The sequence below is a fragment of the Microbacterium invictum genome, assembly GCF_034421375.1.
Lineage (GTDB): Bacteria > Actinomycetota > Actinomycetes > Actinomycetales > Microbacteriaceae > Microbacterium > Microbacterium invictum_A.
Genome location: NZ_CP139779.1, coordinates 2,614,832 through 2,627,522 on the forward strand (window position 1 = coordinate 2,614,832; position 12,691 = coordinate 2,627,522).

The 12,691-nt window shown below is 69.9% G+C and carries 10 protein-coding genes and 1 riboswitch; of the genes, 7 read left to right on the forward strand and 3 right to left on the reverse strand.

What is annotated here, in order from left to right:
- Positions 1 to 17 precede the first annotated feature (17 nt).
- The 6 genes from T9R20_RS12585 (at position 18) to T9R20_RS12610 (ending at position 7,067) form a co-directional block, all read left to right on the forward strand.
- On the forward strand, positions 18 to 1,238 hold the full coding sequence (locus T9R20_RS12585; RefSeq protein ID WP_322409648.1) for a YihY/virulence factor BrkB family protein: 1,221 nt from the start codon (positions 18 to 20) through the stop codon (positions 1,236 to 1,238).
- A 50-nt stretch (positions 1,239 to 1,288) separates the two neighbouring features.
- Entirely contained in the window at positions 1,289 to 2,146 is an 858-nt protein-coding gene (locus T9R20_RS12590) for an exodeoxyribonuclease III (protein WP_322409649.1), read from the forward strand.
- Between the two features lie 69 nt (positions 2,147 to 2,215).
- On the forward strand, positions 2,216 to 4,114 hold the full coding sequence (locus T9R20_RS12595) for a hypothetical protein (protein WP_322409650.1): 1,899 nt from the start codon (positions 2,216 to 2,218) through the stop codon (positions 4,112 to 4,114).
- Positions 4,115 to 4,137: 23 nt separating this feature from the next.
- Positions 4,138 to 5,142, forward strand: coding sequence for a tryptophan--tRNA ligase (gene trpS / locus T9R20_RS12600; protein WP_322409651.1), 1,005 nt, complete (start codon positions 4,138 to 4,140; stop codon positions 5,140 to 5,142).
- A gap of 446 nt (positions 5,143 to 5,588) precedes the next feature.
- A complete protein-coding gene (locus tag T9R20_RS12605; protein WP_322409652.1) occupies positions 5,589 to 6,158 on the forward strand; it encodes a GNAT family N-acetyltransferase in 570 nt (189 codons plus the stop codon).
- Between the two features lie 33 nt (positions 6,159 to 6,191).
- The gene (locus T9R20_RS12610; RefSeq protein ID WP_322409653.1) at positions 6,192 to 7,067 is read left to right on the forward strand and encodes an Fpg/Nei family DNA glycosylase; all 876 of its coding nucleotides are present in this window, start codon (positions 6,192 to 6,194) and stop codon (positions 7,065 to 7,067) included.
- Positions 7,068 to 7,130: 63 nt separating this feature from the next.
- Here T9R20_RS12610 and glpK read toward each other — a convergent pair whose 3' ends face one another.
- The 3 genes from glpK to T9R20_RS12625 form a co-directional block, all read right to left on the reverse strand.
- Positions 7,131 to 8,645, reverse strand: coding sequence for a glycerol kinase GlpK (gene glpK, locus T9R20_RS12615; RefSeq protein WP_322409654.1), 1,515 nt, complete (start codon positions 8,643 to 8,645; stop codon positions 7,131 to 7,133).
- 91 nt (positions 8,646 to 8,736) lie between these two features.
- Positions 8,737 to 9,495, reverse strand: coding sequence for an MIP/aquaporin family protein (locus T9R20_RS12620; protein WP_322409655.1), 759 nt, complete (start codon positions 9,493 to 9,495; stop codon positions 8,737 to 8,739).
- Between the two features lie 112 nt (positions 9,496 to 9,607).
- Positions 9,608 to 11,341: a glycerol-3-phosphate dehydrogenase/oxidase gene (locus tag T9R20_RS12625; RefSeq protein ID WP_322409656.1), complete on the reverse strand. Its 1,734-nt coding sequence runs from the start codon at positions 11,339 to 11,341 to the stop codon at positions 9,608 to 9,610.
- Between the two features lie 116 nt (positions 11,342 to 11,457).
- On the opposite strand from T9R20_RS12625, the gene T9R20_RS12630 reads away from it, so the two are divergent.
- Positions 11,458 to 12,477, forward strand: a complete 1,020-nt coding sequence (locus tag T9R20_RS12630; RefSeq protein ID WP_322409657.1) for a sugar-binding transcriptional regulator — start codon at positions 11,458 to 11,460, stop codon at positions 12,475 to 12,477.
- Between the two features lie 36 nt (positions 12,478 to 12,513).
- Positions 12,514 to 12,676, forward strand: a riboswitch (FMN riboswitch).
- Positions 12,677 to 12,691: the final 15 nt, after the last annotated feature.

The following is a 12,691-nucleotide window of genomic DNA, read 5'->3' on the forward strand; positions in this document are numbered from 1 at the left end:
GTCGATATTGTGGGGCTGTGACCAAGGGCACGGATGACGCGACGCGTGCCGTTCCGGACGCCGCGGCGGGCTCGGCGCGTGCCGCGGAGCGGTGGGCGCAGACCGAGGATCGGCTCCGCGAGCGCTTCGACGTGCCGATCACCCGCGCGACGGAGATCACGCGGCGCACTCTGGCCTGGTTCCCGGTGCGGGTGTGGCGTCATTTCCTCCAGCACAACGGCTTCCTCCTCGCCGCGGGAGTGAGCTATCAGTCCCTCTTCGCGATCTTCGGTGTCATCTACCTCGCCTTCGCGATCGTCGGGCTCTGGCTCGGCGCCTCCAACACCGCGATCCAGCGCGTCATCGACATCATCAACGAGTACATCCCGAACCTCATCAGCGAGAACGGCCTGGTCACCCCGGAACAGGTGAGCGACGTCGCGAACCAGTCGGCCGGCGCGCTGGGAATCACGGGTGCGATCGCGCTGGTCGTGGTCATCTGGACCGCGATCGGGTTCATCACCTTCACCCGTCGCGCGGTGCGCGACATCTTCGGACTGCCCTTCGATCGGCGCCCCTATGTGCTGCTGAAGGCCCGTGACTTCGTCGCGGCGCTGGTGTTCGGCATCGCGCTGCTCATCGGCGCGACGCTGTCGAGCTTCGCCGTGTGGGCGCTGGAGGGGGTCATCGACCTCCTCGGACTCCAGGCGCTGAGCCTCGTCACCGACCTCCTCACCCGACTGCTGTCGCTGAGCGTCTCGTTCGCGATCAACGCCGCCGCCCTCGCCGCCCTCATCCGCTTCCTCACCGGCGCCGCTCTCGGCTGGCGGCGGATCTGGCCCGGAGCGATGCTCGGCGGAGCTGCGATCGTCGTCCTCCAGGTGGGGGCCGGGCTCCTCCTCCGCTACACCCCGTCCAACCCCCTGCTGACGACCTTCACGGTGTTCATCGGGTTCCTCCTGTGGTTCCGGTTGAACAGCATCGTCATCCTCGTCGCGGGAGCCTGGATCGCCGTCGCCGCCGCCGATCGGAACGTCGCCCTGGCCGAGCTCAGTGAAGAGGAGCGGCGCCAGCACGAGTGGGAGGCGCTCGTCGTGGCCGCCCGGGTGCGGGTGCGCGATGCCGAGAAGGACCTCGGCACCGCGCCCTGGTTCCGTCGCTGGAACGCCGCGCGCACCCTGCGCCGCGCGCAGGAAGACCTCGCCGCCCTGGAGGCGTCACCGCCTCCCCCGCCCAAGCGCTCCCTGCTGCTGGAGTGAGGCGCGGCGGCCGGCCGTCGGTGTCGGAGGGGCCGGTTAGGCTGGCGGGCGTGTCTCGCCGGATCCGCATCGCCACCGTCAACGTCAACGGCATCCGCGCCGCCGTCCGGAAGGGGATGACCGCGTGGTTGGCCGACGCCGACGTCGACGTCCTCGCCCTGCAGGAGGTGCGCGCGACGGCCGACGAGTTGGCGGCCGCCCTCCCCGGCTGGCAGATCGTCAACGAGGAGGCGGTGGCCAAGGGGCGCGCCGGGGTCGCGATCGCGACCAGGGAGCCGGTGGCGGCCGTTCGCCGCGGGCTCGGCCCCGAGGACGGCGACCGCACCGAGTGGGCGGGCCGCTGGATCGAAGCAGACCTCGACGTCGACGATGAGCGCCTCACCGTCGTCAGCGCCTACGTCCACACCGGTGAGGCCGACACCCCGCGCCAGGACGCCAAGTGGGCCTTCCTCGACGCCATGGAAGAGCGGATGCCGCAGCTTGCCGCATCCTCTCCGCTCAGCCTGATCATGGGTGACCTCAATGTCGGACACCGCACCCTCGACATCCGGAACTGGAAGGGGAATCTGAAGAAGGCCGGGTTCCTCCCGCGCGAGCGGGCGTACTTCGACCGGTTCACCGGGCCCGTCGGCGAGCAGATCACCGCGAACGACGGCTCGGTCGGCACCGGGCTCGGGTGGGTGGACGTCGGGCGCCGCGCGGCCGGCGAGGTCGACGGTCCGTACACGTGGTGGTCGATGCGCGGGCGCGCCTTCGACAACGACGCAGGATGGCGGATCGACTACCACCTGGCGACGGCTGCCCTCGCGGAGCGCGCGAGCGACTATCGCGTCGTGCGCGCGCCGTCGTGGGACACCCGATGGAGCGATCACGCCCCGGTGATCGCCGACTACACGCTCGGGCGCTGAGCGCGTCGCGCCCGACGGCACCGTGGCCGACAGGTGCTCGCTAGACTGCGGCTGACGATCGGGGGATCGATGACGCGGCGCCCACACTTCCTGATCTCCGCTGTGGCTGCGGTGGCGCTCGCAGCCGGGGTCAGCGGCTGCACCGGGGCGCCGCCCGCGGACACGACGGCGGTCATCGGCGTGATCTCACCGGTGATCGCCGGGGTCGATGTCGAGGGCTGGGAGGTCACCGCCTGGGAGGTGGCCGGCGACGAGCCGCGCGAGCTCGCGACCGCGACGACGAACGGTGAGGGCGAGGTCACCCTGGACCTCCCCTCCGACAGCTCCCGTCCCGTCGTCGTGGATGCGCGCCCCGCCGGTGGAGAGGCGGCGCTGCTGGCGAGCGTGATCGACGACGGCGAAGAGGTGACGCTCAACGAGCGGACCACCGTGGCGACCGGCTACGGCATGGCGCAGTTCTTCGGCGATGCGCTGCCCGCGGGCGAGGCGGTGTGGCTCGCCAACGCCGCGGCGATGGCGGCGAACCTCGCCGACTTCGCCACGGGCGAGTTCGGCGACGTGCTGACGTCGTCGCCGAACGGGTCGGAGACCTCGACCCTCGCCACCTTCACCTCTTTGAGCGCGATGCTGTCGGCGTGCCTCACCGAGGAGTCGGCGTGCGTGTCCCTGCTCGAGACCGCCGCGGGCGCCTCGCCCGTCACCTCGGCCGCGGGCGCCTTCGCCGCGATCGCCCGGGATCCATCGGCGGAGCCCCAGGCGCTGTTCGACCTGGCGCAGCAGGCGTCGGGCTCGGAGCCCGGGCTGTCCGATCCCCCGGCGGCGTGGACGCTCGCCCTGCGCTTCGACGGCGACGGGCAGTCGCTGGACGGGCCCGGCAACTTCGCGATCGACCCCCGCGGTCACATCTGGATCAACAACAACTACGAGTACGGCGACGATCCATCCGTCCCCGTGTGCGGAAGCGACGAGATGTTCGAGTTCGCGCCGAACGGGGAACTCGTCGGAACCTACAGCGGCGGCGGGCTCAGCGGCTCGGGGTTCGGGATCGACTTCGACGCCGACGGCCGGCTGTGGTTGAGCAACTACGGCTTCGCCGCCCCCGAGCCCGGATGCCCGGCCGACCAGCAGCCGCTCCACAACAGCATGACCCTCTTCGACGACGGCGAGTTCCTCTCCCCCGGCTCCGGCTTCACCCAGGGCGACCTCAGCTGGCCGCAGGGGATCGAGGTCGCGCGTAACGGCGACGTCTGGATCGCCAACTGCGGCAACGACACCGTCGCGGTGTACCCGGGCGGCGACCCCGAACAGGCGCGGAACCTCGGAAGCCTCGGGCTCGAGCAGCCCTTCACGGTCATCGACAACGGACAGCTGATGTTCGTCAGCGCCATGGTCAACAGCGCCGTCGCCGTGGTCGGGTACGACGGCACACCGATCGCAGGATCTCCCCTCACCGGTGCGTTCGACCGCCCGATGGGGCTCGGCGCCGACGCGGCCGGGAACGTCTGGGCGGCCAACTCCGGTGGCATCACCCTCCCCTGCCCCGACCGCGTGGAAGAGGGCCGCGGAGTGCCGTCGGTCACGATGATCGCCCCCGACGGTTCGTCGGTGGCGGGCCCGTTCACCGGAGGCGGCGTGGTGCTGCCGTGGGGACTCGCCGTCGACGGCGTCGGCAACGTCTGGGTGGCCAACTTCGACGGTCAGCGGGTTTCGGCGTTCTGCGGTGCCGACCCGTCGGTCTGCCCTCGGGGGCTCGAGACCGGTGAGGGCATCTCTCCGGATGACACCGGCTACGCGTTCGACGGGCTGACGCGCAGCACCGGCATCGCCGTCGACCCATCCGGGAACGTCTGGGTGATGAACAACTGGGAGCAGGTTCCGGTGCAGACGAACCCCGGCGGGCATCAGATCGTGGCTTTCGTGGGCGCCGCACCGCCGGTGCCGGTGGCGCCGTTCGCCGACGGCGGGTGAGACGGGCCGCCTAGGATTGACGGGTGAAGAAAGCGCGTCTGTACTCCGGCATGCAGCCCTCGGCCGACTCCCTCCAGATCGGCAACTACATCGGGGCGCTGATGCAGTGGCGGGATCTGCAGGAGACCTACGACGCGTTCTTCTCGGTCGTCGACCTGCACGCGCTGACGCAACCGAACGACCCGGCAGAGCTTCGCGAGAAGACGCGCCGGACGGCCGCGCAGTACATCGCCGCTGGCATCGAGCCGGCCAAGTCGACCCTGTACGTGCAGTCGCACGTGCCCGCGCACGCCGAGCTCGCCTGGATCCTGTCGACGATCACCGGCTTCGGTGAGGCCGGACGCATGACGCAGTTCAAGGACAAATCGCAGCGGTACGGGTCGGACGCGACATCCGTCGGCCTCTTCACCTATCCGGTGCTGATGGCCGCCGACATCCTGCTGTATCAGACCGACATCGTGCCGGTCGGCGACGATCAGAAGCAGCACGTCGAGCTCACTCGCGACCTCGCGGAACGCTTCAACGGCCGCTACGGCGAGGTGTTCCGGGTGCCGATGCCGGTGATCCAGCAGGACACGGCACGCATCTTCGACCTGCAGAATCCGCTTGCCAAGATGTCGAAGTCGGCCGAGTCCGAGGCGGGCGTGCTGTGGCTGCTCGACGACCCGGCGGTGACGGCGAAGAAGATCATGCGTGCGGTGACCGATTCCGAGGGTGCGGTGCGTTACGACCGCGAGAACAAACCCGGGGTGTCGAACCTGCTGGTCGTCTACGCCGCGCTCACCGGACGCCAGATCGCCTCGATCGAGGACGAATACGTTGGCCGCGGCTACGGCGACTTCAAGAAGGGTCTGGCCGAGGTCGTGGTCGCGGAGTTCGAGCCCGTGCGCGCTCGCGCGATGGAGCTGCTCAGCGACCCGGCCGAGCTCGACCGTGTGCTCGCGGCCAACGCCGCGCGTGCCGCGGAGGTCGCGGGCGCGACGCTGTCGAAGGTGTACGACAGCGTGGGACTGCTCCGCCGCGCCTGACCGGCGTCGTAGGGTTGGCGAGCCGAAGGCCGCCATCTGCGCCACCTCGATCTCGGGCGCGCGATCGCGGTGGCGAAGATTGTCGCGACTGGCCACCCGCGACGACGATTCGCGCCACCCCGATCTCGGGCGCGCGATCGCGGTGGCGAGTGGTCGCATCTGGCCACCCGCGACGACGTTCGCGCCACCTCGACGCCGGTGCCCAGACGCCCCACCACCCGCCACACACTGCCGCCCACGCCCCGCCACCTGCCGCCACCGCCACCGCAAAGGGGGGGCGCAAATGGTCGGGTTGGCGGGTCGAACGTCGCCATGTGCGCCTCATCGACGCCGGGCGCCCGAGCGCGGTGGCGGAAAGGTCACCTCGGATGCCGCCGCGCAACGTGACGCAGCCTGACGCGCCCCGACGTCCACCGGCACTGGTCCCCGCGTCGTAGGGTGGCGGAATGCAGCCGGCCATCCTCCGCACCTCGCGACTGGTGCTCTCGCTGCCGACCCGGGCCGACACCGACGCGGTGTTCCACGCGTGTCAGGACCCCGACATCCAGCGGTTCACCACCGTGCCCCGGCCCTACGTCCGCGAGCACGCCGAGAAGTTCATCGACCTCGTCCCCCGGCAGTGGGCCGAGGGCGTGTCGACGAACTGGGCGATCCGTCACGACGGCGCCCTCGCGGGCATGATCGGAATGCACCGACTCGGCACCACCGAGGGCAGCGGTGAGATCGGGTACTGGATGTCGGCGCCGTTCCGCGGGAAGGGCCTCCTCGCCGAGGCGGCGACGGCGGTCCTCGACTTCGCCTTCGCCCCGCAGGGGCTCGACCTCGTCCGGGTCGAATGGCGCGCGGTCGTGGGCAACGTCGCTTCGGCGGCCGCGGCGCGTGCGGTGGGTTTCCGCTACGAGGGCCTTCTGAGGCAAGCGCTCGTCGGGCCGGGCGGCCGCGACGACGGCTGGGTCGCCGGCATCCTCCGCTCCGACCCTCGCACCCCGGTCCCCTGGCCGGTGCTGAACCCCTGACCTCCGCCCGGCCCCGCGTGCCAGGATGAGGGGATGCCGGAGATGCCCGAGGTGCAGGGACTCGTGGAGTTCCTCCGCGGCCGCCTGACCGATCACGCCGTCACCCGCGCCACCGTGGCGAACATCGCCGCGCTGAAGACCTACGATCCACCGATCACCGCGCTCGTAGGCGCGACCGTGACCGGTGTCGAACGCCACGGCAAGTTCGTCGACATCGCCACCCGCGATGGGGACGACACCGCCCCGCACCTCGTCTTCCATCTCGCCAAGGCCGGCTGGTTGCGGTGGTACGACGCGCTGCCGTCGACCGTGATCCGCCCCGGCAAGACCCCGATCGCCCTGCGCGTCGGGTTCGATGACGGCTCGGGGTTCGATCTCACCGAGGCGGGCACGAAGAAGTCGCTGGCCGTCTCGGTCGTCAGCGACCCGGCCGAAGTCCCCGGCATCGCCCGGCTCGGCCCCGACCCTCTCGACCCCGCCTTCGACCGCGACGCGTTCGCGGCGCTCCTCGCCGGACGCCGCACGCAGATCAAGGGAGTGCTCCGCGACCAGTCGATCATCGCGGGTGTCGGAAACGCCTACTCCGACGAGATCCTGCACGCGGCGAAGATGTCGCCCTACGCCCTCGCCGCCGGCCTCGACGAGGCCGAGATCGACCGGCTCTATCAGGCGATGACCGAGACCCTCGCCGAGGCGTTGGCCGCGGCATCCGGAAAGCCGCCCGCCGACCTGAAGGACGCCAAGCGGCGCGGGATGCGCGTGCACGGGCGGCGCGGGGAGGCATGCCCGGTCTGCGGCGACGAGGTGCGGAGCGTCTTCTTCGCCGACAACTCCCTGGAGTACTGTCCCACCTGCCAGACGGGCGGGAAGATCCTCGCCGACCGGCGGCTCTCGCGCCTCCTGAAGTGAGCATCCCCGGCTCACAGCCACGGGGAGGCCGCCGAAGCGACCTCCCCGTTGCTCAGTCGTGGATCACGACACGTCGTCGTCGACCCAGTCGAAGGTCTTTGTGACGGCCTTCTTCCAGTTGCGCAGCAGCCGCTCGCGCTCGGCTTCGTCCATCTTCGGCTCCCAGCGCCGGTCCTCCTGCCAGTTCTTGGCCAGATCGTCGAGGCCCGACCAGAATCCGACGGCGAGACCGGCGGCGTAGGCAGCCCCCAGCGCCGTCGTCTCGGCCACGACCGGCCGCACGACCGGCACACCGAGGATGTCGGCCTGGAACTGCATCAGCAGATCGTTGGCGATCATGCCGCCGTCGACCTTCAGCTCCGTCAGCGGCACTCCTGAGTCGGCGTTGACCGCGTCGATGACCTCGCGGGTCTGGAAGGCCGTGGCCTCCAGCACCGCCCGGGCGATGTGGCCCTTGTTGACGTAGCGGGTGAGACCGACCAGCGCACCGCGGGCGTCGGAGCGCCAGTAGGGCGCGAACAGGCCCGAGAACGCCGGCACGAAGTACGCACCGCCGTTGTCGTCCACCGAGGCGGCGAGGGTCTCCACCTCCGGGGCGGAGGAGATGAGACCGAGGTTGTCGCGCAGCCACTGCACGAGCGAACCGGTGACAGCGATCGAACCCTCGAGGGCGTAGTGCGCCGGCTCGTCGCCAAGCTTGTATCCCAGCGTCGTCAGCAGCCCGTTCTGCGAGTGGACGATCTCGGTGTCGGTGTTGAAGATGATGAAGTTGCCCGTGCCGTAGGTGTTCTTCGCCTCCCCTTGCTCGAACGCCGCCTGGCCGAAGGTCGCGGCCTGCTGGTCGCCGAGGATGCCGGCGATCGGCGTCTCGCGCAGCAGGCTCGAGCTCTCAGCCTGGCCGTAGACCTCGGACGAGCTGCGGATCTCGGGCATCATCGACAGCGGGACGCCGAAGATGTCGAGGATGTCCTCACGCCACGACAGCGTCTCGAGGTCCATGAACAGCGTCCGCGAGGCGTTGGTCACGTCGGTGGCGTGCACGCCGCCGTCGACGCCGCCGGTGAGGTTCCACAGCACCCAGGTGTCGGTCGTGCCGAAGAGCAGGTCGCCGCGCTCGGCGCGCTCGCGCGCCCCCTCGACGTTCTCGAGGATCCAGACGATCTTGGTGCCGGAGAAGTAGGTCGCCAGCGGCAGACCGACCGTCGACTTGAACCGCTCGGTGCCCCCGTCGGCGGCGAGCTTGTCGACGATGCTCTGGGTGCGGGTGTCCTGCCAGACGATGGCGTTGTAGACCGGCTCGCCGGTGTTCTTGTCCCAGACCACGGCGGTCTCGCGCTGGTTCGTGATACCGATCGCCGCGATGTCGTGACGGGTGAGGTCGGCCTTGGACAGGGCCTGACCGATCACCTCACGGGTGTTCCGCCAGATCTCCATCGGGTCGTGCTCGACCCATCCGGCGCGCGGGAAGATCTGCTCGTGCTCGAGCTGACCGCTCTGGATGATGCTGCCGGACTTGTCGAAGATGATCGCGCGCGTGGACGTGGTGCCCTGGTCGATCGCGAGGATGTAGTCGGCCATGCTTGATACTCCCTTGTGTGTCGCTTGGTGATGTGTCGTCTGTGATGCGGGTGGACGCGCCGCCGCGCCCTGAGGCAGCGGATGCCGGGACTCAGCCGAGGATCGGCATCAGCGGGATCGCGGCGAACCCGGCGAGGACACCACCGATGATCGGTCCGACGATCGGCACCCACGAGTAGCTCCAGTCGCTGCCGCCCTTGTTCTTGATCGGCAGCACCGCGTGGGCGATGCGCGGGCCGAGGTCGCGCGCCGGGTTGATCGCATATCCGGTGGGGCCACCGAGCGAGGCGCCGATGCCGACGACGAGGAGGGCGACGGGCAGGGCGCCGAGGGCCGCGAGGCCGGACGGGTCGCCGTTGCGGCCAAAGCCGATCACCACGAAGACGAGGACGAAGGTGCCGATGATCTCGGTGACGAGGTTCCAGCCGTAGGTGCGGATGGCGGGACCGGTGGAGAAGACGCCGAGTTTGGTCGCCGCGTCCTCTTCAGCGTCGAAGTGCTTCTTGTAGGCCGCCCAGGCGAGCACCGCACCGATGAAGGCACCGATCAGCTGCGCGCCGATGTAGACGAGGATCGAGAGGGGTCCGACCGGGACGCCCTGGCCGAACTCCGTCGCGCCGTTGGCGACGAGCCCGAGCGTGACGGCGGGGTTGAGGTGAGCACCGGAGATGTAGGCGACCGTGACACCGGCGAAGACCGCGAGGCCCCAGCCGAAGTTCACCAGCAGGAAGCCGCCGGCAAAGCCCTTGGTCTTCGTCAGAGCGACGTTGGCGACGACGCCACAACCCAGGAGGGTCAGCAGCATCGTGCCGATCACCTCCGAGGTGAAGACGATACCCAGATTGTCCACATTGACCTTCTTTCGTCGTGCGGCCCCATGCCGCGTCAGGAAGAGTCGCCGGGAAGCGCGCCGCCCGGCGACCGGGGCGACATGACCGACGCCGGAGCGGCGGTCATGACGATCATGAGAGTACGGCGTCCTGCGTCAGATCGACACCATGCCGCTCCGCGAGGAAGCGGGCGCTCGCGCGAACTTCCTCGCCGCGCCGTTCGGTGTCCCACCCGAGGGTGTCGCCGACGACCTCGGCGAGCTCCTCCAGCACCGGCATCGTCACCGCGCCGACGAAGGCCACGCTCGTGCGACGAAGCAGCACGTCGATGAGGTGCACCACGTACTCGGTGCGGGTGAGGTAGGCGATCTCGCCGGTGCTGTAGTCGGGGAGCGTCCGGAGCGCGCGGTCGTCCTCGGGCAGCGCCTCGATGAGGGCGGCGGCGCGGGTTCCGTACCGCTCCAGGAGCTGATCGGTCCGCGCCGCGGCGAGGTGGCCGCGGTGGCTCTCGACCCAGGTGGCGCGGGCGCGCTGGGTGCGGGGGTAGCCGTCGGCGCCACCGATCATGAGCCCCGCGGTGCTGCGCACCCGGCGGCGGCCGAGGATGTCGAGGACGCGGTCGGAGAGCTGCTCGCCGAGGGCGCGGAAGGTGGTCCACTTGCCGCCGACAAGGCTGAGCACCGTCGTCTGCGGGCGACCGGCGGCGGTGGCCTGCTCGACGCGGTAGTCGCGCGAGACGAAACCGGGCTGGGTGTCGTCGTGGCGCGGCAGCGGGCGGACCCCGGCGAACCGGTAGACGATCTCGGAGCGGTCGACGGGGATGTCGGGGAAGACGTGCGTGATCAGGTCGAAGAAGTAGTCGACCTCTTCCTCGGTGCACACCGCGGGGGTGCGCATGTCGTGGTCGATGTCGGTCGTGCCCACCATCACCCGGCCCTTGAGCGGGTAGATGAGGACGATGCGTCCGTCCTTGTGCTCGAAGAAGATCTCACGCCCCCCGGTCGCGTCGCGCAGCGCGGGGTTGTCGAGCACGATGTGAGAGCCCTTCGTGCCGCCCATGTAGGAGGTGTCGCGACCGAGGGACTCGTTGGTCAGGTCTGTCCAGGGGCCGGACGCGTTGACGACGACGTCCGAGGTGATGTCGAACTCCTCGCCGGTGACCTCGTCGCGCACCCGGAGGCCGGATGCCGACATGGCGACCGCCGACAGGTAGTTCGCCGCCCGCGCGTGGGGGCCGGCGGCCAGGCCGTCGTAGAGGACGTCGAGGGCGAGCCGCTCGGGGTCGTGCATGCTGGCGTCGAAGTAGGTGGCGGTGTACTTCACGTCGCCGTTGAGAGCCGGCAGCTCCGAGAGCGAACGCTTGCGCCCGTGGAAGCGGTGACGCGGCACCGATCCGCCGTCGCGCGAGAAGAAGTCGTAGATCGTCAGCCCCACCTTGATCAGCAGCGCGCCGCGCTCGGAGGGCTTCCCCTGCTTGTGGGTGATGAAGCGGAGCGGGGCGGAGAACAGACCTGAGAAGGTGGAGAAGATCGGCACCGTCGTCGGCAGGGGCCGGACGTAGTGGGGCGCGGTCTTGATGAGCGCGTTGCGCTCGACGACCGACTCGCGCACGAGACGGAACTCGCCGTTCTCGAGGTAGCGGATGCCGCCGTGGATCATGTGCGACGACGCGCTCGAGGCGCCCGAGACGAAGTCGTCCCGCTCGACGAGGATCACCTTGACCCCCTGCAGCGCCAGATCCCGGAAGGTCGCGATGCCGTTGATACCGCCACCGACGATGACGACGTCGGCCGTCGGATCCGCGGCGATCGCACGCACCTCGGCGCGCTGCGACGTGGGCTCTGAGGTGGCGGGCTGGCTGCTCATCGGGACTCCTCTCACGGTGTCCCCTTGCGCGGCACCGCATCATCTGGATGAATACATCCTGAACCCGCCCGAACGTCAGTGCAATCATCTTGCACATATGTGCAAAGGAGAGGATGATGCCGGATTCGCCCGATGTCGGAGAGACCGTCCTGCCCGAGCGCACCAGGGACGCGCTGCGCGCCGCGCAGCTCTATTACATGCAGGACCTCACGATGGACGCCATCGCCCGCGAGCTGCGCACGTCGCGGTCATCCGTCTCCCGTCTGCTCAGTCAGGCACGCGAGACCGGACTGGTCGAGATCGTCATCCACTCCCCGCTCGAGGGCCCCAGCCGGCTCGCCGCAGACATCCGCGAGCGTTTCGGGGTGACCGCGCACATCGTGCCGGTGCCCGACCGTGCGAGTGATGTCGAGCGCCTCGACCGCGTCGCGCTGTCGGCGGCGCGGACGCTGGCGAGCTGGGTGGACTCGAACCAGAGCGTGGGGATCGCGTGGGGATCCACGATCGGCGCGGTCAGCCGGCACCTCCCGCGGCGTGTGACGCACAACGCCGATGTGGTCCAGCTCAACGGTGCCGGCAACATGCGCACGACCGGCATCATGTACGCCAGCGAGCTGCTCAGCCGGTTCGGTGACGCCTTCGGGGCGCAGGTGCACCAGTTCCCGGTGCCGGCCTTCTTCGACGACCCCGAGACCAAGCGGGCGTTCTGGCGCGAGCGGTCGATCCGGCGGGTGCTGGAGATGCAGGCGAGCCTCGATCTGGCGGTCTTCGGGGTCGGGTCCCCGTTCGCCGAGGTGCCGAGTCACGTCTACCAGGGCGGCTACCTCGACGCCGAGGACTATCGGGCCCTCAGCCGCGAGCACGTGGTCGGCGACGTCGCGACCGTGTTCTATCGCGCGGACGGGTCGAGCGACGGCATCCCGCTGAACGAACGTGCGACGGGGCCGGACTTCTCGGTGTTGCGTCGCGCCCCGCGGCGCGTGGGAATCGTCGCCGGCCGGGCCAAGGTGCCGAGCCTCCGGGGGGCCCTGCGTGCCGGACTCATCACCGACGTCATCCTCGACGAGTCCACGGCGCGCGACCTCGCCGCGAGCGCGCGCGAGGATAGCCCCTCGCGCGCACCTGTGCGGGAATGAATCCGCCGAGGCGGCGTTGAGTACACTCGTGAGCAGCAACGTGCTCCGGGGTCGGTGAGAATCCGAACCGGCGGTGATAGTCCGCGAGCGACGGCGTCGCATCCGAGAGGATGTCGCCCGACCTGATCCGGTGGAATTCCGGAACCGACGGTGATGCGGGGGAAGGTCCTCGCGAGTCCGGATGGGAGGAAGCACGTCAGGCGCCTGCGCCTGT

Coding starts and splice junctions, on each gene's coding strand:
- T9R20_RS12595 (WP_322409650.1), top strand. CDS start 2,216: ATGACGCGGCGCCCACACTTCCTGATCTCCGCTGTGGCTGCGGTGGCG.
- T9R20_RS12605 (WP_322409652.1), top strand. CDS start 5,589: ATGCAGCCGGCCATCCTCCGCACCTCGCGACTGGTGCTCTCGCTGCCG.
- T9R20_RS12610 (WP_322409653.1), top strand. CDS start 6,192: ATGCCGGAGATGCCCGAGGTGCAGGGACTCGTGGAGTTCCTCCGCGGC.
- glpK (WP_322409654.1), bottom strand. CDS start 8,645: ATGGCCGACTACATCCTCGCGATCGACCAGGGCACCACGTCCACGCGC.
- T9R20_RS12625 (WP_322409656.1), bottom strand. CDS start 11,341: ATGAGCAGCCAGCCCGCCACCTCAGAGCCCACGTCGCAGCGCGCCGAG.
- T9R20_RS12630 (WP_322409657.1), top strand. CDS start 11,458: ATGCCGGATTCGCCCGATGTCGGAGAGACCGTCCTGCCCGAGCGCACC.